General features: G+C 68.1%; 24 protein-coding genes and 4 tRNA genes. 24 read left to right on the top strand and 4 right to left on the bottom strand.

Features of this window, described 5'->3' with window-relative positions; all coding sequences use genetic code 11:
* Nucleotides 1-79: 79 nt before the first annotated feature.
* Nucleotides 80-1672, top strand: coding sequence for a bifunctional phosphoribosylaminoimidazolecarboxamide formyltransferase/IMP cyclohydrolase (gene purH, locus LuPra_RS24540; RefSeq protein WP_110173198.1), 1593 nt, complete (start codon nt 80-82; stop codon nt 1670-1672).
* 118 nt (nt 1673-1790) lie between these two features.
* Here purH and LuPra_RS24535 read toward each other — a convergent pair whose 3' ends face one another.
* Genes LuPra_RS24535 through LuPra_RS24525 form a run of 3 tightly spaced genes read right to left on the bottom strand, consistent with a single transcriptional unit; the run spans nt 1791 to nt 5131 of the window.
* Nucleotides 1791-2789 (bottom strand): bifunctional heptose 7-phosphate kinase/heptose 1-phosphate adenyltransferase, encoded by a 999-nt coding sequence (locus LuPra_RS24535; RefSeq protein ID WP_110173197.1) that lies wholly within the window; start codon nt 2787-2789, stop codon nt 1791-1793.
* A gap of 49 nt (nt 2790-2838) precedes the next feature.
* Nucleotides 2839-3993 (bottom strand): O-antigen ligase family protein, encoded by a 1155-nt coding sequence (locus LuPra_RS24530; protein ID WP_110173196.1) that lies wholly within the window; start codon nt 3991-3993, stop codon nt 2839-2841.
* Between the two features lie 49 nt (nt 3994-4042).
* On the bottom strand, nt 4043-5131 hold the full coding sequence (locus LuPra_RS24525) for a glycosyltransferase family 9 protein (RefSeq protein WP_157899618.1): 1089 nt from the start codon (nt 5129-5131) through the stop codon (nt 4043-4045).
* Nucleotides 5132-5177: 46 nt separating this feature from the next.
* Here LuPra_RS24525 and LuPra_RS24520 point away from each other — a divergent pair, with 46 nt between their 5' ends.
* From LuPra_RS24520 to LuPra_RS24440, 17 genes are all read left to right on the top strand, one after another.
* The gene (locus LuPra_RS24520; RefSeq protein WP_110173194.1) at nt 5178-7103 is read left to right on the top strand and encodes a tetratricopeptide repeat protein; all 1926 of its coding nucleotides are present in this window, start codon (nt 5178-5180) and stop codon (nt 7101-7103) included.
* Entirely contained in the window at nt 7093-7917 is an 825-nt protein-coding gene (locus LuPra_RS24515; protein WP_157899617.1) for a hypothetical protein, read from the top strand. The genes LuPra_RS24520 and LuPra_RS24515 overlap by 11 nt, the downstream gene beginning before the upstream one ends.
* Nucleotide 7918: 1 nt before the next feature.
* Complete coding sequence (gene ispE, locus LuPra_RS24510) at nt 7919-8890, top strand: 4-(cytidine 5'-diphospho)-2-C-methyl-D-erythritol kinase (RefSeq protein WP_110173192.1); 972 nt, start codon at nt 7919-7921, stop codon at nt 8888-8890.
* A gap of 249 nt (nt 8891-9139) precedes the next feature.
* A tRNA-Gln gene (locus tag LuPra_RS24505) sits at nt 9140-9214 on the top strand.
* Between the two features lie 76 nt (nt 9215-9290).
* Complete coding sequence (locus LuPra_RS24500) at nt 9291-10238, top strand: ribose-phosphate diphosphokinase (protein ID WP_110173191.1); 948 nt, start codon at nt 9291-9293, stop codon at nt 10236-10238.
* A gap of 160 nt (nt 10239-10398) precedes the next feature.
* Nucleotides 10399-11034 carry a 50S ribosomal protein L25 gene (locus LuPra_RS24495; protein ID WP_110173190.1) on the top strand — a complete coding sequence of 212 codons (636 nt, stop codon included), beginning with the start codon at nt 10399-10401 and terminating at the stop codon, nt 11032-11034.
* Nucleotides 11035-11167: 133 nt separating this feature from the next.
* Complete coding sequence (pth, locus tag LuPra_RS24490; RefSeq protein WP_110173189.1) at nt 11168-11779, top strand: aminoacyl-tRNA hydrolase; 612 nt, start codon at nt 11168-11170, stop codon at nt 11777-11779.
* A 73-nt stretch (nt 11780-11852) separates the two neighbouring features.
* Entirely contained in the window at nt 11853-12302 is a 450-nt protein-coding gene (gene rpsF, locus LuPra_RS24485) for a 30S ribosomal protein S6 (RefSeq protein WP_110173188.1), read from the top strand.
* A 2-nt stretch (nt 12303-12304) separates the two neighbouring features.
* Nucleotides 12305-12625: a 30S ribosomal protein S18 gene (rpsR, locus tag LuPra_RS33790; protein ID WP_234800963.1), complete on the top strand. Its 321-nt coding sequence runs from the start codon at nt 12305-12307 to the stop codon at nt 12623-12625.
* Between the two features lie 15 nt (nt 12626-12640).
* Complete coding sequence (gene rplI / locus LuPra_RS24475) at nt 12641-13114, top strand: 50S ribosomal protein L9 (RefSeq protein ID WP_110174854.1); 474 nt, start codon at nt 12641-12643, stop codon at nt 13112-13114.
* Nucleotides 13115-13289: 175 nt separating this feature from the next.
* Nucleotides 13290-14627, top strand: a complete 1338-nt coding sequence (dnaB, locus tag LuPra_RS24470) for a replicative DNA helicase (protein ID WP_110173186.1) — start codon at nt 13290-13292, stop codon at nt 14625-14627.
* Nucleotide 14628: 1 nt separating this feature from the next.
* Nucleotides 14629-15765: an alanine racemase gene (alr, locus tag LuPra_RS24465; protein WP_157899616.1), complete on the top strand. Its 1137-nt coding sequence runs from the start codon at nt 14629-14631 to the stop codon at nt 15763-15765.
* Between the two features lie 92 nt (nt 15766-15857).
* Nucleotides 15858-16247 carry a four helix bundle protein gene (locus tag LuPra_RS24460; protein ID WP_110173184.1) on the top strand — a complete coding sequence of 130 codons (390 nt, stop codon included), beginning with the start codon at nt 15858-15860 and terminating at the stop codon, nt 16245-16247.
* A gap of 141 nt (nt 16248-16388) precedes the next feature.
* A complete protein-coding gene (gene radA, locus LuPra_RS24455) occupies nt 16389-17765 on the top strand; it encodes a DNA repair protein RadA (RefSeq protein WP_110173183.1) in 1377 nt (458 codons plus the stop codon).
* Nucleotides 17766-17867: 102 nt separating this feature from the next.
* Nucleotides 17868-18965 (top strand): PIN/TRAM domain-containing protein, encoded by a 1098-nt coding sequence (locus tag LuPra_RS24450; RefSeq protein WP_234800536.1) that lies wholly within the window; start codon nt 17868-17870, stop codon nt 18963-18965.
* A 9-nt stretch (nt 18966-18974) separates the two neighbouring features.
* Nucleotides 18975-19712 (top strand): lysophospholipid acyltransferase family protein, encoded by a 738-nt coding sequence (locus LuPra_RS24445; protein ID WP_110173182.1) that lies wholly within the window; start codon nt 18975-18977, stop codon nt 19710-19712.
* Nucleotides 19709-20350 carry a B3/B4 domain-containing protein gene (locus tag LuPra_RS24440; RefSeq protein WP_110173181.1) on the top strand — a complete coding sequence of 214 codons (642 nt, stop codon included), beginning with the start codon at nt 19709-19711 and terminating at the stop codon, nt 20348-20350. Before LuPra_RS24445 ends, LuPra_RS24440 begins: the two co-directional genes overlap by 4 nt.
* A gap of 229 nt (nt 20351-20579) precedes the next feature.
* Here LuPra_RS24440 and LuPra_RS33440 read toward each other — a convergent pair whose 3' ends face one another.
* Nucleotides 20580-20762, bottom strand: coding sequence for a hypothetical protein (locus LuPra_RS33440; RefSeq protein ID WP_234800535.1), 183 nt, complete (start codon nt 20760-20762; stop codon nt 20580-20582).
* 12 nt (nt 20763-20774) lie between these two features.
* On the opposite strand from LuPra_RS33440, the gene ispD reads away from it, so the two are divergent.
* From ispD to LuPra_RS24410, 6 genes are all read left to right on the top strand, one after another.
* Entirely contained in the window at nt 20775-21953 is a 1179-nt protein-coding gene (ispD, locus tag LuPra_RS24435; protein ID WP_234800534.1) for a 2-C-methyl-D-erythritol 4-phosphate cytidylyltransferase, read from the top strand.
* A gap of 171 nt (nt 21954-22124) precedes the next feature.
* A complete protein-coding gene (gene gltX, locus LuPra_RS24430; protein WP_110173179.1) occupies nt 22125-23636 on the top strand; it encodes a glutamate--tRNA ligase in 1512 nt (503 codons plus the stop codon).
* A gap of 3 nt (nt 23637-23639) precedes the next feature.
* Nucleotides 23640-24368 (top strand): 23S rRNA (guanosine(2251)-2'-O)-methyltransferase RlmB, encoded by a 729-nt coding sequence (gene rlmB, locus LuPra_RS24425; RefSeq protein ID WP_110173178.1) that lies wholly within the window; start codon nt 23640-23642, stop codon nt 24366-24368.
* A 231-nt stretch (nt 24369-24599) separates the two neighbouring features.
* Nucleotides 24600-24676, top strand: a tRNA-Thr gene (locus LuPra_RS24420).
* 87 nt (nt 24677-24763) lie between these two features.
* Nucleotides 24764-24850: transfer RNA gene (locus LuPra_RS24415), tRNA-Tyr, on the top strand.
* Nucleotides 24851-25206: 356 nt separating this feature from the next.
* Nucleotides 25207-25281, top strand: a tRNA-Gly gene (locus LuPra_RS24410).
* Nucleotides 25282-25320: the final 39 nt, after the last annotated feature.

Genomic DNA, 25320 nt, shown 5'->3' with positions numbered 1-25320 from the left:
ATCTGGAGTCCGGCGGCGGCAAGAATAGACACGCCGGCTCAGCCGTGTCAAGCCACGTAAACGTCTACTTTCGAACGATATGCCTTCCTACGCCCTGATCAGTGTGTCCGACAAGACCGGCCTGGCGCCCTTCGCGCGCGGCCTGGCGGACCTCGGTTACCAACTGCTGTCCACCGGCGGTACCGCGAAGTCGCTCGAGGCCGACGGCCTCGCCGTGACGCAGGTATCCGAGGTCACGGGCTTTCCCGAAATGCTCGACGGCCGCGTCAAGACACTGCACCCGCGGGTACACGGCGGCATCCTGGCGCGGCGCGACAAGCCCGGTCATCTCGCATCGCTGGCCGAACACGGCATCCCGTTGATCGATCTGGTGGTCGTCAATCTCTATCCGTTCGCGAAGGCGGCAGCCGACCCGGCGACGACGGTCCCGGGGCTGATCGAGCAGATCGACATCGGCGGTCCCGGCATGGTGCGCGCGGGAGCCAAGAACTTCCGCGACGTACTGGTTCTCGTCGACCCGGTCGACTACCCGCGCGTGCTCGAGGCCCTTGCCGGCGGCGCCACGGCCGTGCCCCAGTCCCTCCGCTTCGAACTGGCCCGCAAGGCCTTCGCGCATACCGGGGCGTACGACCAGATGATCGCCGCCGAACTCGCGCACGTGGCGATGGCCGACGATGGCGGCACGCGCATCCCGGCCGACGAACGCGAGACGTTCCCGGAGCAGGTCACCCGGACCCTTTCCCGCATCCGCGTCTTGCGGTACGGGGAGAACCCGCACCAGCCCGCGGCGTGGTACGCGGATGGTCCGACCGGCTTCGGCAACGTGACCATCCACCAGGGCAAGGAGCTCAGCTTCACCAATCTCCTCGACCTCGACGCCGCCGCGCGCATCGTCCTCGAGTTCACAGAACCTGCCGCCAGCGTGATCAAGCACACGAACCCGTGCGGCGTGGCGACGGGTGCCGATGCGGCAGACGCCTACGTTCGCGCCCGTGAGGCGGATCCGCTGTCGGCCTTCGGCGGCATCATCGGCCTCAATCGCACGCTCGATGCCGCGACTGCGGAGGCGATCGTGTCGACCTTCATCGAGGCGGTGGTGGCACCGGACGTCGACGACGCCGCGAGGGCCATTCTCGCCAGGAAGGCCAACCTGCGAGTCGTCACCGCGGACTTTGCGGCGCTGGCGTCGGCGGCATCGCTCGAGTGGCGGTCGATCCTCGGTGCGTCACTGGTGCAGCAGCGCGACCGCGTCATCGAGGCCCGCGCGGCGTGGGGGCCTGAGGGTGAGCTCACGGTGGTCACGAAACGGCAGCCCACCGCCGACGAGTGGCAGGCGCTCCGCTTCGCCTGGCGTGTCTGCGCGCACGTCAAGTCCAACACGATCCTGTTTGCCTCGGCGGACCGCACCCTGGGTGTCGGCGCGGGCCAGATGAGCCGCGTCGACTCGGTGAAGGTGGCGATCATGAAGGCGGGCGACGGGAACCTGGGCGGATCGGTGGTGGCCTCGGATGCGTTCTTCCCGTTCCGTGACGGGCTGGACGCCGTCGCGGCGGCCGGCGCCACGGCGGTGGTGCAGCCGGGCGGGTCAGTGCGCGATCAGGAAGTGATCGAGGCAGCCGACGAGCACGGGATCACCATGGTATTCACCGGGCGGCGGCACTTCAGGCACTAAGAACCTGAAATTTCAGAATTGCAGGAATTGCAGGAATTGCAGGACCGCCTCACGACTGTCAACCTCCGGGGCATCACTTTCGCAGTGGTGAAAATTCGGAAATTCTGAAATTTTGAAATTACGCGAGCCGAGCCAGGAGCTCGTCTCGGGTGACTGCTACCGGACCGAACCGGCTGACGGCGACGCCAGCGGCGAGAGTGGCGAGCTGGGCGGCTTCGACCAGCGACGCTTTCGCCGCGAGAGCGAGAGCGAGTGTGCCGATCACGGTGTCGCCCGCGCCGGTCACGTCCGACACTTCCAGCGCGGTCGCGGCGAAGTTGGCCTCGGTCGCCGGCGTGGTGCTCCCATCGAGCACCCACATGCCCTGCTCGCCGCGCGTGATGACCACCGACGCGCACTCCAGTCGTTCGCGGAGGCGCCTCGCAGCGTCGCGGGCCTCGCTATCGGTACGAATACGCGCGTGCGTGGCGGTCTCGGCCTCCACCTGGTTCGGGGTCACGAGCGTGACGCCCCGATACAGATCCAGGTGTGGAATCTTCGGGTCCACGAGCACCGCGATCCGTCGGGGCGCCGCGGCCTGAACGACGGCAGCCATCGTGACGCTCGTGACGACGCCCTTGAGGTAGTCGGACACGAGCACGATGTCGGCGTCGGCGCACCTGGCGTCGATGGCGGCTTTCACCTGGTCGGCAACAGCGCCATTGATATCCGCGTCGTTCTCGAAATCCACCCGCGCGACCTGCTGCTGGCGTTGCGTCACGATTCGCAACTTGCGTGTCGTGCGACGGGTGTCGTCGGTGACCAGGTCGGTGACGTCGACGCTGCCGTCGGCCAGGAGTTGTTGCAAGCCTCCGGCCGAGTCGTCGGCCCCGACGACACCAATCAGCGACACCGACGCGCCTAGTGCCGCGAGGTTCATGGCCACATTGGCGGCCCCGCCGGGACGGTAGTCGTCATGGTCGTACTCGACGATCGGGACGGGAGCCTCCGGCGACAGCCGCTGCACACGCCCGAACAGGAAGTGGTCGAGCATCACGTCGCCGACGACGACCACGCGGCGCCCGGAGAAATCGTGGATCAGCGATCGTGCGCGGGCCTGACCGATGGCGTGAGTCACGACCGGCTGGTAAGGAATGAGCGGGCGCCGTAGCCTTGGCGAAGGCGGCTCACAGATGCCGGGGGACCGACTCCGGGCGCTCGGCCGCAAAGGGCAGCGTGAGCACCACGAGCAGGAGCATCAGGAACTCGGAGTCGCCGAAGTTGTACTCGAACAGGCCGGCCCCGAGCATGGCGAACAGCGAGGCGAGGGCGCCCGCCGCGAGTGCCCGGGTGACGCCAGTCCGGTGCTGGACGCGGCGGTACAGGTCGCGCGCGACCGCGGCGATGAACCAGAGCCACACCAGCAGTGCCGGTAGCCCGCGCTCGGCGGCGATCTGCATCGGCACGTTGTGCAGGTGCACGTTCAATGGCTGTACCGACTCCGGCACGCGGTACTGCTGGTAGACGGCCTTGACCTGGTCGGGGCCGACGCCCGTCAGCGGGTGGTCCTCGACCATCGCCGCGCCCGACTTCAGCATGGCGAAGCGATCGCGGTTGGTCGGGTCCTTGAGATCGAAGATCGAGTAGACGCGGTCGGTGATGCTGCTCGGCGCGAGGACCACGGCCATGGCAAGCACGAGGGGGACAGCGGCCACGAGGCGGCGGTCACGCAGCGCCAACAGTACCGCCATGCCGATGCAGACGCCGACCCACGCGCTGCGCGTGAACGTGAGTCCGAGGGCGACGAGCACGGCCGGCAGCACCAGCAGTGGCCAGACGCGATCCCTGCCGCCGAACAGCAGGCGCGCGGCCGCGACGCAGGCCACGATCATGAGCGCGCCCGAATACGTCATGTAGTGGGTGAGCGCGCCCTGCGGACGACGACCGAGGTTGTCGAAATGCAGGAACCCGTACTGGAACAGCCCGACGAGGGCACTGGCGGCGCCGACGGCGATGATCACCGACGCGAACAGGTGCGCCCGATGACCGCGCGCGAGGCGATACACCAGCGGCACGATCAGGAACAGCACCAGCTGCTTGGAGTCGACCAGGCTGACGGCGGGGTCCACCGAGGCGGTCGTGGAAATCAGGGTGACGGCGGCATACGCGACGAGGGGCCAGAAAAACGTGGGCACCTCGAGCTGCTCCTCCCGCATCACGAGGAGCGCGGTCCAGCAGAGGAGTGTCAGGGCGAGCAGGACGCCCGAGGCCGCCACCGACAGCTGCAGCGCGGCGACAAAGCACAGGAGCACTGAGAGCGAGAGCGTCTCGAGGCGATCCATCCGTGCAGTTCGCAGTGCCGGCGCGGTCACGTCGTGCTCGACATCCTTCTCAGTTGGCGCCGGTCCGGGATGCCGGGAGCGACAGGGCCCGCTCGGCAGCCGCGACGACCGCGTCGACGGTGATGTGCGTCAGGCACCGGAAGTCTCCGGGTACGCAGACGCGTTGTTGGCACGGCCGGCAGGGCAGCGCCCCGACATCAACGGCCGCGCTCGAGAGCTGCGGGTCACGCCAAGGTGCCGATCGCACCGGCAACGTGGGCCCGTACAGACCCACGATGGGCGTCCTGGTAGTGGCGGCGACGTGCAACGGCCCGCTGTCTCCGCCGATGTAGAGCCGTGCCCGACCAACCAGGGCGTGCAACTCGTCCAACGACATGTCTCCGCAGGTTCGAACCGCCTGCGGGGCAGAGGGCCGGCGCTCACGCACCAGACGGACCACCTCGGCAGCCGCGGCCGCCTCCGATGGTCCGGACGTCAGGATGATACGACGATTGGGCTCGCCCACGGACAGTCTATCGGCCAGCGCAACGAAAGAGAGCAGCGGCCACCGCCGGAATGCGTTGCCGGCGCTGACATGGATGACGATCAGGCTGTCGGCCGCCGACAGGCCTTCGCGACGCATCCAGGCATCGACGCTGGCATCCGCCTCAGGGGCGTGCACCATCGTCACCGGGTCCCGCATGGGCGAGGGGCCCTCGAGGCCCGGCAGCACGGGTGCCAGGATGTCCCATTGGTTCTCGACCGAGTGACGTGGCCGGATTTCGCGGGGACGAGCCACCACGTCGGTGTAGGCCCAGTGCCGGCCCTGGACCTCGAACCCGACCCGGCGCGGCGCGCCGCTCAGCCAGGTCAGCCATGAGGCCCTCGGGCCACTGTGCAGGTCGAGCACGAGGTCGTATCGGTCGCGCCGCAGGCGACGGCCGAGCCGGAAATCGTCGCGGATGCGGCGCCAGCCACGCGTCCGCGGTGCGAGGATGACGTCGTTCAGGGCCGGATGGTGACCGACGACGGGAGCCGCGGCCGGCTCGATGAGGTAGGCAAGGTGCGCATCCGGCCAGGCCCGCCGGAGCGCCCCGATGATCGGCGTGGTGAAGACCACGTCGCCGATCAGGCGCAGCCGCACGAGCAAGACGCGCACGGCGGCGACTATAGACCACAATCGAAAACGCACACGATAATTGCCCATGCTCTCTCTTGCCCTGCTGGCCGTGACGCTGGCGGTCCAACCCGGACCCTCGCAGGCACCTGCCCCGCGTCCCGCCGCGCGCGCCGAGGCCTACCAGGCCTTTCTCGAGGCGCGCCGACTCGAGTCCGCTGGTGATGCCCCCGGCGCGATCGCGGCCCTCGAGAAGGCGGCCAGGCTGGACGTCTCGCCTGGCATCCTCACGGAACTCGCCCAGCTCTATGCCCGGCAGGACCGGTCAGAGGACGCCCAGAAGACCGCTGCGAAGGCCCTCTCGCTCGACCCCGACAACGCCGAGGCGCACTGGATGCTCGGCGTGCTCGGCGTGCCTGCTTCGGTGATGCAGGGCGACAGCGCGCCAGCCCGGGATCGCGCGGCGATTGCCGAGGCCATCGGCCACCTCGAGAAAGCCGCGGCCGGACGGCCCTACGACCTGAACATCCCCGTCGTGCTCGGACGCCTCTATCTGCAGGTCGACCGCCCCGACGATGCGGTGAAGGTGCTGCGGACGGTCTACGACGGCGAGAACGCCGCGCTCGAGGCCGGTGTGCTGCTCGCGCAGGCGCTCGATCGGGCGGGCCGGACCGCCGAGGGCTTGCAGGTCCTCGAACAGGTCCTCGCCGCCGAGCCCCGCTTCTTCCGCGCCCGGCTGCAGCAGGCCGAACTGTTCGAGAAGTCGCGCCGGTGGACGCAGGCCGCCGAGGCCTACGGGCTGGCCGCGCAGGAGAACCCCAACGCCGTCGAATTGCGTGTCCGGCAGGCGACGGCCCTGCTGAGCGCCGACAAGCCCGAGGAGGCCCGCAAGGTGCTCGAGCAGGTGATCGAGGCGCGGCCGACCGACCTGCAGTCGCGCTATCTGTTGGCGCAGACGCAGCGCGAACTCGGTGACGGCGAGGGTGCGGAGCAGACGGCCCGGGCGCTGATGACCATAGCGCCTGCCGATGTCCGCGGGCCGGTCGTGCTCTCGCAGGTGTATGCGGACCGCCGCGACCATGCCAAGGTGATCGAGGTTCTCACGCCGATCGTCGAGAAGGGCAGCATCAGCAGCCCGCAGTCCGCGATGGGCGTCACGATGCGCCTCGCCAGCGCGCACATGGCGCTCGGTCATCAGGACACGGCCATCGGCATCCTCGAGAAGGCACGCGCCGCGCGCCCCGACCCGATGATGGACGCCTACCTGATGCAGTCGTTGATCATGGCGCGTCGCTACGACCGCGCCATCGGCCTCGGCCAGGAGATCCGCGCCGCCAGGCCCGGCGACGTGCAGGTTGGCCGACTGCTCGCCCAGGCCTACCTTGGCGCCAAGAAACCCGACGAGGCGGTGGCCATCCTCGAGGAGGAGCGCAAGCGTCGCCCCGAAGATCCGGCCGTGACCCTGTCGCTCGCCACCACGCTCGCTGATGCCGGACGCGAGCCGCAGGCCATGGCCCTGCTGGCCGAAGCGGAACCGGCGTTTGGCGACCAGGTGATCTACTGGTTCCAGCGCGGGGCGATCCTCGAGCGGTTCCATCGTCGTCCCGAGGCCAAGGCGGCGTTCCGCAAGGCGCTTGAAGTCGAGCCGGCCCACGCGCCGACGCTCAATTACCTTGGCTACATGCTGGTCGAGGATGGCGGCCCGATGGACGAGGCCGTGTCGCTCATCGAAAAGGCGCTGACCGAGGACCCCGACAACGGGTCGTACCTCGACAGCCTGGGCTGGGCGTATTTCAAGCAGGGCCGGACGGCCGAGGCGCGCAAGCACCTGGAGCGGGCGGCGGACCTGTCGAAGTCCAACTCGGTGATTCAGGATCACCTCGGCGACGTACTGCTTGCGTTGAAAGACGGCAACGGCGCGATCGCCGCGTGGGAACGTGCCCTAGCGGGAGACGGCGAGTCCATCGACGCAGCGGCAATCAAGTCGAAGATTGCGCGTGCGCGTGGACACTAGACCCTCGGTGATCCAGCGGGTCATGGTCGCGATTTCGGCGGCTGTGCTGTTGGCGACGGCCGCGTGTGCGCCGAAAGTGAACCTTGCCTTGCCGACTGGCGCGGGTACGCCGCTGGCCGATGTCGCCGTCGCCGAACAGGCCGCACGTGCCTCCTGCCGCACGCATCCGGCGATCAGTGCCGATCTGAGGTTGTCGGGACGTATCGACGGCGAGCGCGTGCGCGGCACCTTGCAGGTGGGCGTGACGCGCGAGGCGATGCGGCTCGAGGGGCTTGCGCCTTTCGGCGCGCCCGTCTTCGTGCTCGCGGCCCGTCCGGGAGGCGCGGTGTTGCTCCTGCCCCGCGAGACGGCAGTCGCGCGCGGCGACTCCGCGCTCGAATTGCTGGACGCCGCCGTGGGCGTCGCCCTGACGCCGCAGGACCTTCTCGCCATCGTGTCGGGCTGCGGTGTCGCCGACTGGAACGTGTCGGGCGGCGCAACCTTCAGCGGCGGGTGGACTCGGCTCGATCTCGATCAGGCCCGCGCGTTGTGGCTCCGCAGCGGGGCGGACGGGACGCTCCTGCTCGTTGCCGCGCAGGACAGTCGATGGCGAATCGAGTACACGCGGACGAGCGCCGGCTGGCCGACCGCCATCCGCCTGCGGCCGTCCGGGTCCGACGCCACCGCGAGCCGAACGGATGCGGTCCTGGCGCTGGAAGCGCCGGAGGCGATGGCGGCGCTGCCCGAGGGGGCGCTGGACGTGGACGTTCCCGCGGGGGCCCGCGAACTGACCGTCGCCGACTTGCGCCGCAGTCGCACGCTGACGGAGCGCTGACGTGGCCCATTGGCAAGAATCGTCCGGGCTCGCCGCTTCCGCCAGGGCTTCGGCACGCAAGGGCGAGCCGGCCCAACCGTTGTGGGTCACGCACGCACCTGCCAAGGTCAACCTCGACCTGCGCATGCGTGGCCTGCGTCCCGACGGTTACCACCTGCTCACGACGGTGCTGCAGTCCATCGCGCTTGCCGACACCCTGACGCTGCGGGCGCGCCCCGGTCCGTTCGGCATGGCATGCGACACCGCCGGAGTGCCGGCCGACGCGCGCAATCTCGCATGGCAGGGCGCGGCGGCGATGGCGGCTCACCTCGGCGTTCCCCTCGACGGCTGGGAACTGGCGCTCGAAAAACACGTGCCTGCCGCGGCGGGGCTGGGTGGCGGAAGCGCCGACGCGGCCGCCGCGGCGCGGCTGATCGCCAGCGCGGCAGGTCGGTCGCTCGACGCCGCGGAACTTGCCGAAGTCATCGGTCCGCTCGGCGCCGACGTCGCCTTCTTCGCGTGGGGCGGGACGATGCGGGGCGAGGGTGTGGGTGATCTGCTGACGCCGTTGCCTGATGTCCCAGGGGCCTCCGTGCTGCTCGTGCGCCCGCCGTTCGGCGTGTCGACTTCGCAGGCGTACGGCTGGTTTGATGAAACGCTGAACGCCGAACGCCGAACGCTGAACGCCGAACGCCGAACGCTGAAGGTTGAAGGCCGAAGGCCGAACGCCGAAGGCCGAACGTCGAGCTTCGGGAATGACCTGGAAGGACCGGTGTCGGCACGGCATCCAGAGATCAGCGCCATCGTCGATCGGCTACGCGGCGCGGGCGCCGCCCATGCCGGCATGTCCGGCAGTGGTTCGGCGTGCTTCGGACTGTTCGAGCCAGCGGCCAACCTCGCGGCCCTGGCATCCGGCTGGCCTGACGGCACCCGGGTGTGGCACACGCGCCTTCTGTCCCGGTCCGAGTACCAGTCCGCCACAGCTGTAAGGTAGCGGCCGGCTGTTCCAGCCGGCCGAACCGGCACCTCGCGGGACGCCGGGCTGGGGACAGCCCGGCGCTATCTGACGGACCGAGCTTGTCGAGCTGAGCGCGCTCGTGTAGGCTATCGGTTTGCGCACCTCGGGGGACGTGTCCCCGAGGAGCCTTCACCCGGTGTCGATGCGGCGACGAGCAGATCGCCAGCGGTCGGGAGGTGCGCAGACATCGGAGTTGAACAACACCGGTGCGTCTTTGGCCGACACTGGGGCGTCGCCAAGCGGTAAGGCACGGGACTTTGAATCCCGCATTCGAAGGTTCGAATCCTTCCGCCCCAGCCAACCTGTCCGCGCGCGGCGCGTTCCAGGGGGCCGCGCGGAAGCAGTTGATGGTGCGTAACGGCTTCGACGGACGGCGATGGCGCGATCGAATCTGAAGGTGTTCTCGGGAAGTGCCCATCCCCAGCTGGCCCAGGAAATCTCGGAATTCCTGTGTGTCGCGCCGGGGCAAGCGCGCCTTCAACGATTCCCGGACACGGAGGTCTCGTTCCAGATCGACGAGAACATCCGTGGGACCGACGTGTTCATCGTGCAGCCGACGTCGCGGCACGTGGACGCGAACATCATGGAACTCTGCGTGATGATCGATGCGTTTCGCCGCTCGTCGGCCTCGCGCATCACCGCGGTGATTCCGTACTACGGCTACGCGAGGCAGGATCGCAAGGACAAGCCGCGCGTGCCGATTTCGGCCAAGCTGGTGGCCAACCTGCTGAGTGCGGCGGGCGCCAACCGCATTCTGACGATGGACCTGCACAAGGCCCAGATTCAGGGGTTTTTCGACATCCCGGTGGACCACCTGTTCGCCGCGCCGGTCATCATCGACTACCTGGCGCGACAGAACTTCCCGAACGTCACGGTGGTCTCCCCGGATGCCGGTGGTGCGGAACGGGCAAGGGCCTACGCCAAGCGCGTCGGCGCGGACCTGGCGATTATCGACAAGCGCCGGAGTTCGGAGACGGGCGCGGCCGAGGTGATGAATGTGATTGGTGACGTCCGCGGCCGCACGTGCGTGCTGCAGGACGACATCATCGACACCGCCGGCACGATCGTGAAGGCGGCGCAGGCACTGAAGGTGAACGGCGCCGAGCGGATCATCGCCTGCGCGGTGCACGGCGTGCTCTCGGGACCGGCGATCGAGCGCATCGAGCTGTCGCCGATCGAGAAGTTGATCGTCACCAACACGATCCCGCAGAGCGAGGCCTGTGCCTCGTCCTCGAAGATCATCTGCCTGTCGGTGGCGCGGCTGCTCGGGCAGGCGATTCGCAGCATCCACGAGGAGACCTCGGTGTCCTCATTGTTTGTGTAGAAGGAAATGTCAGAAGTTCAGGATTACACAATTCCACCCAGCGCTTCGACCACCTCGCGTGCAACGACGTGACTGAAATTCTGAACTTCCTGCAATTCTGAAATTGTGCTGGTTCACCAATGGTAGGAGCGGCGCCGCCGTTCTGAGAGTAGGAGCAGAAATGGATACGACCCTCGAAGCAGTCGCCCGCGAGTCCCGCGGCAAGAATGAGGCCCGCCGCCTGCGCGTGGCCGGCCAGATTCCCGCGGTGGTATACGGTGGCGGCCAGGATCCGCAGGCCGTGGCCGTCAGCCCGAAGGAGCTCTCGCGGCTCCTGCACTCGGAGTCTGGGCTCAACACCCTCATCGATCTCCAGGTGGCCGGCGCGAGCACGAAGGTGATCGTCAAGGCCTACTTGCTGCAGCCGGTCACCCACCAGTTGCTGCACGCCGACTTCTACCGCGTCGACCTGACCAGGAAGGTCCACGTGAAGGTGGCGGTCCGCCTGCACGGCGAGCCGCGCGGCGTGAAGGTCCAGGGCGGTGTGCTCGACTTCGTGCATCGCGAGATCGAGGTCGAGACCCTTCCGGCCGAGATTCCCGAGCACATCGACATCGATGTATCCGGGATGATGATCGGCGACGGCGTGCACGTCCGCGACGTGGCCAAGGATCAGAAGTGGACCGCACTCAGCCCTGCTGACATGCTGCTGGTCCACGTGGTCACGGCCCGCGTTGGTGCCGAAGAGGCTGCGCCGGTGGCGGTCGCCGAGCCGGAAGTCGCCAAGAAGGGCAAGCCGGACGCGAAGGAGAAGTAGCGCGACTCTCAGAATTTCAAGAATTTCAGAATTTCAGAATTTCACACAGGTCGAACGGCCGCGACGGTTGGCGATGGTCCTGTGATTCTGAACGTCTGAAATTGTGAAATTGAGCTGGTAGTGAGGCGCTGACGTGAAGTTGATCGTGGGGCTCGGCAATCCCGGCCCGAAGTACCGGGACACCCTGCACAACGTCGGCTTCAAGGCGATGGACGTCCTGGCAGCGCGGCACGGGGTGGCCTTCGAGAGCGCCCCGTCCGATGCGTATGTCGCCCGTGTCCGCGGAGTCGAGGGCGGGCTGCTGCTGGTCAAGCCGCTCACGTTCATGAATCGCAGTGGCGGCGCCGTCGGCGACCTGCTGCGCTTCTACAAGATCCCCGTCGAGGACCTGCTCGTGGTGCTCGACGAGGCGGCCCTGCCCGCGGGTCAACTGCGGGCACGGTCATTCGGGTCGGCCGGGGGCCACAACGGCCTCAAGTCGATCATCGGCGTGCTCGGCACGGAGCAGTTCGCACGGCTCCGGATCGGGGTCGGACGCGGTGACCCGCGTCGTGACCTCGCCGATCACGTCCTGTCCGCGATACCACCGGATCTCCGGCCGGTCGTGGACGAAGCGGTCGTCAAGGCCGCAGACGCCGTCGAGTGCTTCGCACGCGACGGCATCGAGAAGACCATGCAGGTCTTCAACGCGCCGCCTCCGGGCGGGCGCGACTCCACCTCCTTGCCACCGCGGGGGGAGCCCTGAGCGAGGCACGACACCTGGTGTCGGGCCGATTGACGGGAACCCGCAGTGGCCGTTCAGGCCAGAAGGAGGCCGAATGACAGCACAGAAGCAGTACGAACTCGTTTACATCGCCTCGCCCGACGCGACAGAGGACCAGCTGACCGAGCTGCAGTCCCTGATCGAGGGCATTGTCACCAAGGCGAGCGGCACCATCGACAAGGCGGACGTGTGGGGCCGCCGGCGGCTCGCGTACCAGATTGGCCGCCACAAGGAAGGGCACTACGTCGTCCTCCTGTTCAGCTGCGCGGGCGAGCTCGTCAAGGAACTCGATCGCCGCCTGAAGGTCAACGACACGATCATCCGCCACCTCATCGTCCGCGTCGACGAGGAGCTCCAGAAGGCGGCTCGCGCGAAGCAGCGTCGTGACGACGAGACCCGTCGCCGCCGTGTGGCGCGCGGTCTGCCGCCCGAGCCCACGCCAGAGGAATTGATGGCCAAGCAGGCGGCTCTCGACAACCAGGACGATGGGGAGATGGAGCGATGAGCATGGACAACCCGAATCAGGGCGATGATCGCGGCGGCCGCGGCGGCCGCGGCGGCGGTGGCGGGGCGCGCGGCGAACGCAGCGGCGGTGGTGGCGGTGGACGTCGCGGCGGGTTCCGTCGCAAGCGCGTCTGCAAGTTCCGCACGGAGAAGATCGACTACGTCGACTACAAGGACGTGCGGATGCTGTCGCAGTTCGTCCCCGAGCGCGGCAAGATCCAGCCGCGCCGCCTGACCGGCACCAGCGCGAAGTACCAGCGCAAGCTGCAGGTCGCCATCAAGCGGGCGCGCTTCCTGGCGTTGCTCCCGTACGCCACGGACTAGGAAGGACGAGACATGATCGAAGTGATCCTGAAGGAACACGTCGAGCACCTCGGTGAGCGTGGCGACGTCGTGAAGGTGGCCCCGGGCTACGCGCGCAACTACCTGTTGCCGCGCAAGCTCGCCCTGGCAGTCACTGCCGGGAACAAGAAGCAGATCGAGCACGAGAAGAAGGCGGCGGCGGCCAAGGCGGCCGAGGAGCGCGCGGTGGCCCAGGCCCTCGCGACGCGCTTCGCGCAGACCGAGGTCTCGTTCACGCGTCGTGCCGGCGACAACAGCCAGCTGTTCGGGTCGGTCACGTCGGCCGATATCGCCGAGGCGCTGGCGGCTCAGGGGTTCGAGGTCGATCGCCGCAAGATCCAGCTGGCCGATCCGATCAAGGCCGTCGGCGAGTACGCCGTGCCGGTGCGGCTGCACCGCGAGGTGACCGCCCAGGTCAAGGTGCACGTCGGCGCCGAGCGCGCGCCCTCGGCACCGGCACCGGCACAGTAGCCTGCGATGGTAGGGCCGGCTCTCCGAGCCGGCCGTGACGGCCCGTTCGGAGAACGGGCCCTACCGAGGGTTCGAGAGCCCGTCACCCGTCAACGGTGACGGGCTTTTTTTCGTGTATCCGACCAAACGTGACGACCGCAGCCCGCAGGCAGTAGGCTGTAGGCCGTCTTCCTTCATGAACGAACGTACCCTGCCCCACAATCTCGACGCGGAGCGATCCGTGCTCGGTGCGATCCTGCTGCGCAACGACGCCATCAACGCGGCCGTCGAGGTGTTGCAGCCCGAGGACTTCTATCGGGACGCGCACCAGCTGCTGCTCGAGCACATGATCCAGTTGAGCGAGCGGGGCGCGGCGATCGATCTGGTCACGCTGGCCGAGTCGCTGACGCGTGCCGACGCGCTGGAGAAGGTCGGGGGACCGGCCTACATCACGCGGCTGGTCGATGGCGTGCCCCGCACGACCAACATCGAGCACTACGCGCAGATCGTCAAGGAGAAGGCGACGCTGCGCCGCCTCATCACCGAGGCCAGCAAGATCGCGTCGGACGCCTACGACGCGGACCGCGACGCCAGCGAGATCCTCGACGAGGCCGAACGGAGCATCTTCAGCATCGCCGACGCGCGCATCGGCGAGGGCTTCACGCCGCTGTCCGAGCTGGTCGACTCGGCGCTCGACACCGTCGAGAAGCTGCAGCAGTTCAAGAGCCTGGTGACCGGCGTACCGACCGGGTTCTACGACCTCGATCACAAGACGTCGGGCATGCAGCCGAGCGATCTCGTGATCATCGCGGCGCGGCCGTCGATGGGCAAGACGTCGTTCGTGATCAACCTGGCGCAGAACGCCGCGCTCGAACACGGCAAGACCGTTGGCGTCTTCAGCCTCGAGATGTCGAAGGAGCAGCTGTTCATGCGCATGCTCACGTCGGAGGCGCGGGTCGACTCGCAGCGCCTGCGGCAGGGCATGCTGCTCGAGCGCGATCTGCCCGCGATCGCGCAGGCCGCCGAGAAGCTCTCGATGGCGAAGATCTTCATCGACGACAGCGCCTCGATCGGCGTCCTCGAGATGCGCGCCAAGGCTCGGCGCCTCAAGGCCGAGCACGGGCTCGACATGCTCGTGATCGACTACGTCCAGCTGATGCAGGGACGCGGCCGCTTCGAGAACCGGCAGCAGGAGCTGACCAGCATCTCGCGGTCGCTCAAGGGGCTGGCCAAGGAACTGCACGTGCCGGTGCTGATCCTGTCGCAGCTCAGTCGTGCGCCCGATGCGCGCGCCGATCACCGGCCCCAGCTCTCGGACCTGCGTGAATCGGGCGCCCTCGAGCAGGACGCGGACGTCGTGATGTTCATCTACCGCGAGGATCGCTATAAGGGGCCCGAGGATCAGGACACAGGCGAGGCAGAAATCATCATCTCGAAGCAGCGCAACGGCCCGGTGGGCACGGTGAAACTCGCGTTCATCAGCGACTACACGCGCTTCGAGAACCTCGAACGCGGTGGCGGCGGCGACTACTGACGTGCGGCACACGGTGGCGCGCGTCGATCTCGACGCGCTGCGCGGCAACGTGCGGGCATTACGCAGCCTCCTCGAGGAGGGCGCGCTGGCGTCCGGTCGCCCGGTGCCCGCGATCATCGCGGTCGTCAAGGCCAACGCCTACGGACATGGCGCGGCGTCGGTGGGGTCGGCGCTCGAGGCGTCCGGCGTCGCGATGCTCGCCTGCGCCGACGTGGATGAGGGCGTCGTCCTGCGCGAGGCCGGCATCGCCGCACCGATCCTGGTGTTCGGCGCCCTGGGCATCTCCGATCTCGACGGCATCTTCTCGCATCGGCTGACGCCGACCATCTCTTCGCCGTGGGCGGGTCGCGCCCTCGCCGACGCCGCGGCCGCGCGCGGCACGGTGCTCGGCTGCCACGTCAAGATCGACACGGGTATGAATCGACTCGGGCTGCGCCACGACAACCTGCGTCGCACGCTTCCTGCGATCCTCGCGGCGCCGTCGCTGCGCGTCGACGCCCTCTACACGCATTTTGCCACGGCGGACGAGCCCGAGAGCGAGCTCTTCGGCCTGCAGCAGCAGCAGTTCGTCGCGGCACGCGAGGTCGCCGCCGACCTCGGCCTGCGGACGACGCATGTGCATGCGGCCAACAGCGCAGCGCTGCTGCGCGACGAGCGCGTCTGGTTCGATGCCGTGCGCCCCGGCCTGCTGCTCTACGGCATCGTGCCGCCTCCGCTCATGACGACGCTGCAACTCGAGCCGGCGCTCTCGCTGCACAGCCGCATCGTCGCGGTGAAGGGTGTCCGTGATGGGGAAGGCGCAGGTTACGGGCAGGTGTTCCGCGCCGCCGGTCCGCGGACACTCGCGGTGGTGCCGGCGGGATATGCCGATGGCGTCGACTGGCGGCTCGGTAACCGCGGCGTGGTGCTCGTGCGTGGACGGCGCGTGCCGATCGTCGGCCGCGTCTCGATGGACATGCTCTCGATCGACGTCACCGGCCTCGACGTCTCGCCGGGCGACGAGGTCGTGCTCCTCGGCCGCCAGGGTGACCAGCGCATCGACGTCCGCGAAGTCGCCGCAACGATCGGCACGATTCCGTGGGAGTTGCTGTGCCGATTGGGCGCCAGAATCCAGCGCGAATACTGCCACCGTCCGTAATTTCAGGATTGCAGGAATTTCAGAATTTCATCGCGTTGCCATGGCACTTGCTGGGCCTTTGTCTTGGCCCCGGTTCTGCACGGGCCGCTGGTATGCGTCGAGAGATTCACGAGCGAACGTTCCAACTCGCGCGGTCGGTGGCCACGCTCAGGTCGGACCCGGCTCTCAAGTCGATCGTGAAGGACGTCATCCTCAGGCAGTTGGCCCGCGCAGCGTTCTCGGTGGCCTCCAATCTTGAGGAGTCACTTGCGGCCCACTCCAAAGCTGATTTCGCAGCCAAGGTGGCGATCTCTGCCAAAGAGGGGCGCGAGATGAATTTCTGGCTCCGCCTCGGAACGGAGGCAGGAGTGCTGACCCCTGACGAAAGTATGCGCTTGATGCCAGAGGCCCGTGAGGTGTCTGTCGTGATCTCCACAATCGCTCGTCGCGCCCGAATGAATCCGTCGGTCCCCATCCGCGACCTGCGTGGCGCCAATCGTTGAGACCGCCGTCCTGGTCGACTCGGTCCGGCAAATGGCGATTGCCTTGGCCGATGCGACGACGGGTTGTACGGCGTCCGATGAGATGTGGAGCGACTTGGCGATGCAGGTGAAATTCTGAAACTGTGAAATTCTGAAATTCCGATGCGCGTTCCCAAGACCGTCTTCGCCTGCACCAACTGTGGTGCGCAATCGCCCAAGTGGCTCGGACGCTGCCCCGATTGCGGCGCATGGAACACGTTTGCCGAGGAAGCGGCGACGCCGCCGCTGCCCGCCGGTGGGGCGCGGCCGAGTCTCGGTGGTCCGGGCTCGAAGGCGCGGCTCTATGCCGATGTCGACATGCAGCAGGCCGAGCGCATCTCCACGGGCATCGGCGAGTTCGACCGCGTGCTCGGCGGCGGTCTCGTCCCCGGCAGCCTCGTGCTCCTCGGTGGCGAGCCTGGCATCGGCAAGAGCACGCTGTTGCTGCAGGCGGCGGCGGAGTTCGCGCAGCGGACCGGGCCGGTGCTGTACTGCTCGGGCGAGGAATCCGAGCACCAGGTGAAGGGCCGCGGCGAGCGCCTCGGCGTCGGCGACGCGCCGCTCTATCTTTTGGCAGAGACGTGCACCGAGCGCATCCTCGACGAAGTGCAGAGGCTCAAACCGGCGTTGCTGATCGTCGATTCGATCCAGACCGTGTACTCCACGAAGCTGACGTCGGCCCCGGGCACGGTCGGGCAGATCCGCGAGGCGGCCACGCAACTGCTCTTCGCCGCCAAGGGACAGAACCTGCCGACGGTGCTGGTCGGTCACGTCACCAAGGACGGCGGCCTGGCCGGTCCCAAGGTGCTCGAGCATGTGGTCGATACGGTGTTGTACTTCGAGGGAGAGCGCCACCACACGCACCGCGTGATCCGGGCGGTCAAGAACCGCTTCGGCGCGGTGAGCGAACTCGGCGTCTTCGAGATGACCGGCAGCGGCCTGCAGGCCGTGCCCAATCCGTCGGCCCTGTTCCTCGCCGAGCGTCAGCTCGGCGCTCCCGGATCCGCCGTCCTCTGTTGCATGGAGGGCTCGCGACCGATTCTTCTAGAGATGCAGGCCCTGGTGTCGAGCAGTGTCTACGGCAGCGCCCGGCGCATGACCAACGGCGTCGATCAGCAGCGGTTGGCGTTGCTGCTTGCCGTCCTCGAGAAGCGGGCGGGCCTGAACCTGGCCGGCGAGGACGTCTTCGTCAACGTCGCCGGCGGGTTCACGGTGGACGAGCGTGCGGCCGACCTCGGCATCGTGGCGGCGGTCGTCTCGAGCGTCCGGAACCGGCCGGTTCGCGCCGGGACGGCCGTTTTCGGGGAGGTCGGCCTCGCCGGGGAGGTCCGCGCCACGGGACAGGCGCTCCTCCGCGTCCGCGAAGCCGCCCAGATGGGGTTCACGCGCTGCGTCGTGCCTGCCGGCAACGTCACCCCAGGCGACGGGGCGAGCGGCTGTGAGGTGGTGGGGGTCCGGACCGTGGAAGAGACACTGGACGAGGTGATCGGTTGGGATTGATGGGCGTATGATGTCGGCTGGCGTCGCGCGGCCGTCACACCCCTCCATGATCCCGGGCGCGCGTCCTTCGAGCTCGTTGAGCATTCATATTCGGGGTCGTTCATGACCTGGTTCGTCTTTGCCCGCGTGCTCTTCGTGGCAGCGGTCGCGTATTCGGCCTCGCTGGTCAGGCCGGTCCACGATCTGGCGCTGATCAACGTCCTGTTCGGGGCGGGACTGGCGGGCCTCGTCGTCGTCTTCGAGACGCAGCTGCGTGATACCGCCGTCTCGTCGATCCTCGGCGCCGTCATCGGCGGGACCGTCGGCCTCACCATCGCCAAGACGATCACCACGACCCTCTTCTGGGCCGACAGCACCGACGGTCGTGTCGCCTTCCTGCATACGGTCACGCTGCTCGCGCTCACGTACCTCGGGCTCGTCCTTGGTGGCCGCAAGGGCGAATGGCTGGAGCCCGCGCGCCTGATCGGCCTGTTCCGCGCCACGGCACCGAAGAAGCATTTCAAGATCCTGGACACGAGCGTCATCATCGACGGCCGCATCGCCGACATCTGCGAGACCGGTTTTCTGGATGGCACGCTGGTGATTCCACAGTTCGTGCTGAAGGAATTGCAATTTGTCGCCGACTCGTCGGATCCGATGAAGCGCAATCGCGGCCGCCGCGGCCTCGACATCCTCCAGAAGGTCCAGAAGATGACCAACCTGGACGTGGTCATCTCCGATGTCGACTTCCCCGACGTCAAGGAAGTCGACCTCAAGCTGATCGAACTTGCCCGCTCGCTCGAGGGCAAGATCGTCACCAACGACTTCAACCTGAACAAGGTCGCCGAACTGCGCGGCGTGCACGTGCTCAACATCAACGAGCTCGCCAACTCGCTCAAGCCCGTGGTGCTGCCCGGCGAGTACATGAAGGTGTTCATCCTCAAGGAAGGCCGCGAGTACAACCAGGGCGTCGCGTACCTGGACGACGGCACCATGGTGGTGGTGGACAACGGCCGCAAGATGATCAGCAAGAACATCGATGTCGTGGTCACGAGCGTGCTGCAGACCACCGCCGGCAAGATGATCTTCGGCCGCTACATCGAACCGGCAGGCGAGGCCCAGCGCACTCCGCTCGAGGGCGAGGTCACCGCCGAGACGCCGACCGCGCCGACCAGCCAGACGGCCTCGTTTCGGCGCCCGCGCGCCGTCCAGCAGACCTGACGTCCCCTGATGGCAGTACCCCCGTTTCACTGGTGGCGGACGGTCTTCTTTCTCATCCCCGCCATCGCCCTGTACACCATCGTCCTCGGGACGTTATCGCTGCTGTCCGTGCTGGTCGACCGACAGGGTCACCTCGCACACCGCTGTGCGCGCGCGTGGGCCTGGCTGATCCTGAAGACGACACGAGTGTCGGTCGACGTCGAGGGCCTCGACGACCTGCCGCGTGACCAGCCGTACCTGTTCCTCGCGAATCACCAGAGCATCTACGACATCCCGGTGCTGTTCTGGCACCTGCCGTACCAGGTCCGCATCCTCGCCAAGGCCTCGCTCGGCAAGGTGCCGTTCCTCGGCTGGCACCTGCGCCGCAGCGGCCATGTCCTCGTCGACCGCAGCAATCCGGGCAACTCGACGATGGTGCAGATCAAGGAATTGATGCGACAGAAGGCGTCGATCCTGGTGTTCCCGGAAGGCACGCGCAGCGCCGACGGCAGCGTCGCCAGGTTCCGGGGCGGCATCGTGATGCTGGCCATCGAGGCGGGCCTGCCGATCGTGCCGGTGTCGGTGGAAGGGACGCGACACGTGATGCTGAAGGGGCGCCTCATGACGTGTCCCGGCCACGTCCGCGTGCGGGTGCTGCCACCGATCTCCACGGTTGCCTACGAGGCGCGGAAGGCGCGTGAACTCGCCGGCGTGATCGAGCGGCAAGTCCGTGCCGGTGTGGAGGACCTGCAGGTGGCGTCGACGTGATCCTGGTCGTCTCGCCCGACGTCGCCGACATCGTCGTGCCCGGAGTGATCGTGCGCCAGGGCGTCACCGTGCATGCGCACGACGCCCGCCTCGACGTGCCCCTTGCGGTCGCGGCCGAATCGTTGCGCACGGCGGCCGGGCTCGAGGAAGCCACGGCGGCGACGCGCGCGATGTACAAGCGCTGCGGCATCGATCCGACCAAGACGCGGCCGTCGAGCGAGGCCCTGCTTCGGCGCGTGCGCAAGGGCGATCCCCTGCCTCGCGTGAATGGCCTTGTCGACATTATCAACTGGTGCTCGGCCGAGACCCAGATCGCATTCGGCCTCTACGACCTCGGGCGCGTGCACCCGCCGGTCATGCTGCGGCTCGGCGCCCCGGGCGAGGGCTACGACGGCATCCGCAAGGACCGCGTCAACGTCGAGGGCCGATTGACACTCGCCGACGCCCAGGGTCCCTTCGGCAACCCGACCTCGGACTCGGCGCGGACGATGACGACGCCGGAGACGACCGATGCGCTGGTCGTGCTGTACGTGCCCGCGGCGATGCCGCGCGGGAACGGCGAACGCGCGCTGGCACTGACCCGCGAGCGGCTGGCCGCGTACGCCGGCGGCACGGAAGCCGCTGCACACTGGCGGTGAGCAAGGGACGCTGATGCGTACGACCAGGGGTGCGCGCCGCGGCGGGCGCACGTCGCCCAGTGCCAATGTCACCACGCCGTCGGGTGATCTGCTGACCGCGACGCTGCCTGCCTTTCGCGCGGAGCCGTCGGGCATGGCGACGAAGAACTCGGCGTGCACGCGAGCAGCCCGGTCGAGGCCGCCGGATGGAGCACCACGGCGCTGATGTCGCAGGCCGGCACGAACAGCGTCAGGCATGCGGCGTCGGGTCGAACGTCGGGGCCGCCGCGTTCCAGGAGGCCCGCCCGCGGGGATCCACGCCTGCCAGACGTCCCGCAGTGACCAGCGCCGCGCCCGACAGCAGCATCGTCAGCACGACGGCCAGGATCGGACGTGCCGCGTTGCGCATGGCGGTGTACCTTACCACTCGCATGGAGCACCGATCGTGATCGTGGACGTGGTTGTCGCCGCCGGCGGCAAGGGGCGGCGACTCGGTGGCGCGGTGCCCAAGCAGTGGCTGTCGATTGGCGATCGCACCATCTTCGAGCGCAGTGTTGCGGCGTGCGCCGCGTCGCCGCGCGTTCGCGGCATCGTGGTGGTCGTGCCAGACGGTGACGTCGAGCATGCACGCGCCCTGGCGGTTGGCGCGGCCGGGGTGAAGTTGCTGCGCGTGGTGGCGGGCGGCGCGCGACGGCAGGACTCGGTGGCCGCGGGCGTGGCCGCCCTCCCTGGAGACGCGGACGTCGTGCTCGTGCACGATGCAGCGCGTCCATTCGTGACCGGCGCGATCATCGGCCGGGTGATCGATGCTGCCGCGCGTGACGGGGCGGCCATCGCTGGCGCCCGCGTCCACGACACGGTGAAGCACGTGGCCCGCGACGGATCACAGTGCTGGATCGACGGCACGATCGCACGCGACGACCTGGCGCTCGCCCAGACCCCGCAAGGATTCCGGCGTGACGTGCTCGGGGTGCTGCTGCCGCTCATGATGTCTCCGACCGACGTCACCGATGAAGCCGCGCTTGCCGAACGAGCCGGCTATCGCGTGCATGTCGTGGAAGGACACGCCGACAACGTGAAGATCACGACCGAGGACGATCTGGCACGCGCGCGCAGGCTGCTTGGTGGTGATTCCGCCGAACAGGCCGTGGGCGCCATCCGCATCGGTCTCGGCTACGATTCGCACCGCTTCGCGGATGATCGTCGCCTCGTTGTCGGTGGCGTGCAGGTGCCCGACGCGCGTGGTCTCGCGGGGCACTCCGATGGTGATGCGGTCTGTCACGCGGTCACCGACGCCGTGCTCGGTGCCGCGGGGCTCGGGGACGTAGGCGGCCTGTTCCCGGACACCGATCCGGCCTGGAAGGATGCCGACAGCCTCGTGCTCCTCCGCGACGCGTTCAGCCGCGTGGCGGCGGCGGGCTGGCACCTCGGCAACCTCGACGTCGTGGTGATCTGTCACCGCCCGAAGATCGGTCCCATCGCCGGGCCGATGCGCGCTTCGCTCGCCGAGGCCCTCGGCTCCACGCCGGACCGCATCAGCGTCAAGGGCAAGACGCCCGAGGGGACGAGCGCGATCGAGGACGCGATGATCGTCCACGCCGTCGCGTTGCTCGATCGGGGGTAGATTCGCGGGGCACGTCTCAGGACTCAAGGCTCAGGACTCGACAACTCCTGTCTGGCCTGAGCCGTGAGCCCTGTGACCTGAGCCCTGAGCCCTGAGCCCTGAGACCTGAGCCCTGAGACCTGTGACCTAAGGCCTAAGCGCTCGCCCCGGCCGATCCCCGATAATGCCCTGATGCGCGTTCGTTTCGCCCCGAGTCCCACGGGGCACCTTCACGTCGGTAACGCCAGGACCGCGCTGTTCAACTGGCTCCTGGCGCGCGGCCAGGGCGGGACACTCGTGCTGCGGCTCGAGGACACCGATGAGGCACGCTCCACTGTCGCCTCGGCCGAGGGCATTCTCGAGGACCTGCACTGGCTGGGCATCGACTGGCATGAGGGCCCCGATGTCGGTGGCGAGTTCGGGCCCTACCGGCAGACGCAGCGCCTTGCCGTCTATCGCGCCTACGCGGATCGCCTGCGAGACGCCGGTCACGCGTACTACTGCTTCTGTTCCCCGGCCGACCTCGAGGCGGCGCGCGACGTGGCGGTGCGCGAGGGGCGCACGCCGCAGTACGCCGGCATCTGTCGCCATCTGGATCCCGTTGCCTCCCGGGCCCGCGTCGACGCGGGTGAACCGGCGGCGCTGCGTTTCCGCGTTCCCGCCGAGATCGCGGTCACGTTCACCGATGTCGTGCGCGGGCCCATCACGACCGATATCGCCATGATCGGCGACTTCGTGTTGCTGCGGCAGAACGGGCTGCCCGCGTACAACTTCGCCGTGGTCGTCGACGATGTGGCGATGCGCATTTCATTGGTGGTGCGTGGCGAGGACCACGTGCCGAACACGCCGCGCCAGTGCCTGATCTACCGTGCCCTCGGCGAGACGCCGCCGCAGTTTGCGCATCTCTCGCTGGTGCTGGGCCCGGATCACGCGCCACTGTCCAAGCGGCACGGGGCATCGAGCGTTGCCGAGTTCCGGGCCCGCGGCATCCTTCCGGAAGCCTTGCGCAACTATCTCGTGCTGCTCGGGTGGTCACCAGGCAACGACGAGGAGATCCTGCCAATCGAGGAACTCGCGCGGCGCTTCCGCGTGGAAGACGTTACCAGGAGCGCCGGCGTGTTCGACCCCGACAAGCTCGCGTGGATGAACCGCCATTACCTCAAGGAAGCGGAACCGACGCGGATCGCGGCGTTGCTGGTGCCGCACCTGCAGGACGCGGGCGTGTTGTCGGCGAGCATGCCGGGCGACGATCGCTTGCTGTCCTTCCTGACGGCCTGCGTGCCACTCATCGCCGGCACGGTGGACAGGTTGGCGGATGCGCCTGAACGGCTGCGGCCCGTGTTCGAGATGCCCCGCGCGGGTGCGGTTCTCGAACATTTCGGGGCCGAGGAGGCGGCAGCGGCCGACGCTGGTCGGGCCGTCGTGGTCGCATTCGCGCAGGAACTGAGCGCGCGGCCGCGGCTCACGCGGGAGACCTTCCGCGACGCGGCGCAGCAGGTTCGGCAGCGTACCGGCCAGAAGGGGCGGGCCCTGTTCCATCCGATACGGCTGGCCCTCACGGGAGCCGACAGCGGCCCGGAACTCGACCTGCTCGTGCCAGCCATCGATGCGGGCGCCGATGTCCCCCGCGACGCCGGACTGGCGCCCATCGTCGGCTGCCGTGAACGGGCCGCCATCTGCGCGGCCGCCATCCTCGGATCCTGACGCATGGCACCCATCGTCATTGTTGGCGTCCATCCGGTGCGGGAGGCGCTGCGTGCGGGCGGAGTCCGCGAGGTACGGGTCGGAACGAGGTCCGACGCCCGCGTGGGAGAAATCGTGCGCCTGGCGGAACAGACGGGGGTGCCGGTCAGGCGTGTCGAGATAGCTGAGCTGGACCGGTTGGCGGCCGGCGAGCGGCATCAGGGCGTGCTGGCGACGCTGGGCGATGCGCCGCGACGCTGGACCCTGGAGCAGGTCGTCGCCCTCGAGTCCAGACCGCTGATCGTCGTACTGGATGGCGTCGAGGATCCACACAACGTCGGCGCCATCCTGAGGACCGCCGACGCCGTCGGGGCGACGGCACTGGTCCGGCAGGAGCGCCATGCGGCCGCGCTCGGGCCGGCCGCGGCGCGGGCCTCCGCCGGGGCCCTCGCGCACGTGCGGATCGTCGATGTGGTCAACGTCGCGCGCGCCATCGAGACGTTGAAGTCGCTGGGCATCTGGGTCGTGGGCCTCGATGCCGAAGGAGCGCAGCCCTACGACCGCATCGACTTGCGTCCACCGACGGCGCTGGTGGTGGGAGCCGAGGGCGAGGGCCTGCGCCGGCTCGTCCGTGAGCACTGCGACTTCATCGCCGCGCTGCCGATGCGTGGTCACGTCAGCAGTCTCAATGTCTCGGTGGCGACGGGGGTGGTCCTGTACGAGGCGCTGCGACAGCGCGACGGCTTGGGCTGAGTCTCAAGTCTCAGGGCTCAAGTCTCAGGTCAGCCCTTGCTTGAGACCTGCGACCTGCGACTTGAGACCTGAGGCCTGAGACCAGCCCGGTGGGTTGTGCCGACGTGTCGATCCACGATAGACTCACAGGTTGCCGGGAGCGGCGATACCTTGCTTCGGTCGGGCGTCGTGGTGCGGCGCGCGGCCTTGTGGCAGATCCGGGGCGTGTGCTACACTCTCCTCCTTTGTCCGGCTGGCGTAGCTCAGTCCGGTAGAGCAGCTGATTTGTAATCAGCCGGTCGGGGGTTCGAATCCCTTCGCCAGCTCCAGAAGTTGTGCAGGGAACCTGGTGAGTCCGCGGGCGCGTGACCGCGCCTGATTCCGAGTTCCAGCGGGTTCAACCCGATCAGTCGTTCGGCGAGGTTGCGGAGCGGTCAAACGCAGCAGACTGTAAATCTGTCGGCCAAGCGCCTTCGAAGGTTCGAATCCTTCCCTCGCCACCAACCTTCGTGCGTCGTAGCGCTTCTCGCGACGTCGGACTTCGGTTGGCAAGCCCGGCGCCCCGATTTGGGCGCTCGGTTGGCAAGTACCGAAGCCGTGACTTCGGTTGGCACGCCTCGAGGTCCTGACGACTCGGCGACGGCTGGCGAGACCAGCCCAGCCACCGGGTGGGCGGCGAACGATTGTGGTGGGCGTGATGGCCCGGGGCGACCCGGGAGAATGGCAGGGGCAGGCATCGTGCCGCCTTTGTCAGCAGGACGGGCAGACTGGCTTCGGCGCCCAAGGCCGTGTCCAGTGGGACACACAGACTGGCTACGGCTGCTCGGGGAGGTGGTGGGCTCAGGCTCGTCGAGCGTAGGCGGGAGTAACTCAGTGGTAGAGTCACAGCCTTCCAAGCTGTTGGTCGCGGGTTCGATCCCCGTCTCCCGCTCCAGCCTTCGCTCTCGCGCCTTCGGCGCTTGAGTTTCGGCTC

Origin of the sequence: Luteitalea pratensis, assembly GCF_001618865.1 — a bacterium.
Lineage (GTDB): Bacteria > Acidobacteriota > Vicinamibacteria > Vicinamibacterales > Vicinamibacteraceae > Luteitalea > Luteitalea pratensis.
Note: the sequence above shows the minus strand (reverse complement) of the source record. Positions and strands in the feature narration are given on the sequence as shown.

Coding starts and splice junctions, on each gene's coding strand:
- LuPra_RS24445 (WP_110173182.1), top strand. CDS start 18,975: ATGGCAGTACCCCCGTTTCACTGGTGGCGGACGGTCTTCTTTCTCATC.
- LuPra_RS24530 (WP_110173196.1), bottom strand. CDS start 3,993: ATGGATCGCCTCGAGACGCTCTCGCTCTCAGTGCTCCTGTGCTTTGTC.
- dnaB (WP_110173186.1), top strand. CDS start 13,290: ATGAACGAACGTACCCTGCCCCACAATCTCGACGCGGAGCGATCCGTG.
- LuPra_RS24495 (WP_110173190.1), top strand. CDS start 10,399: ATGGATACGACCCTCGAAGCAGTCGCCCGCGAGTCCCGCGGCAAGAAT.
- LuPra_RS24500 (WP_110173191.1), top strand. CDS start 9,291: ATGGCGCGATCGAATCTGAAGGTGTTCTCGGGAAGTGCCCATCCCCAG.
- rlmB (WP_110173178.1), top strand. CDS start 23,640: ATGGCACCCATCGTCATTGTTGGCGTCCATCCGGTGCGGGAGGCGCTG.
- LuPra_RS24450 (WP_234800536.1), top strand. CDS start 17,868: ATGACCTGGTTCGTCTTTGCCCGCGTGCTCTTCGTGGCAGCGGTCGCG.
- rpsR (WP_234800963.1), top strand. CDS start 12,305: ATGGACAACCCGAATCAGGGCGATGATCGCGGCGGCCGCGGCGGCCGC.
- LuPra_RS24520 (WP_110173194.1), top strand. CDS start 5,178: ATGCTCTCTCTTGCCCTGCTGGCCGTGACGCTGGCGGTCCAACCCGGA.
- LuPra_RS24460 (WP_110173184.1), top strand. CDS start 15,858: ATGCGTCGAGAGATTCACGAGCGAACGTTCCAACTCGCGCGGTCGGTG.
- rpsF (WP_110173188.1), top strand. CDS start 11,853: ATGACAGCACAGAAGCAGTACGAACTCGTTTACATCGCCTCGCCCGAC.
- radA (WP_110173183.1), top strand. CDS start 16,389: ATGCGCGTTCCCAAGACCGTCTTCGCCTGCACCAACTGTGGTGCGCAA.
- purH (WP_110173198.1), top strand. CDS start 80: ATGCCTTCCTACGCCCTGATCAGTGTGTCCGACAAGACCGGCCTGGCG.
- gltX (WP_110173179.1), top strand. CDS start 22,125: ATGCGCGTTCGTTTCGCCCCGAGTCCCACGGGGCACCTTCACGTCGGT.
- LuPra_RS33440 (WP_234800535.1), bottom strand. CDS start 20,762: ATGCGAGTGGTAAGGTACACCGCCATGCGCAACGCGGCACGTCCGATC.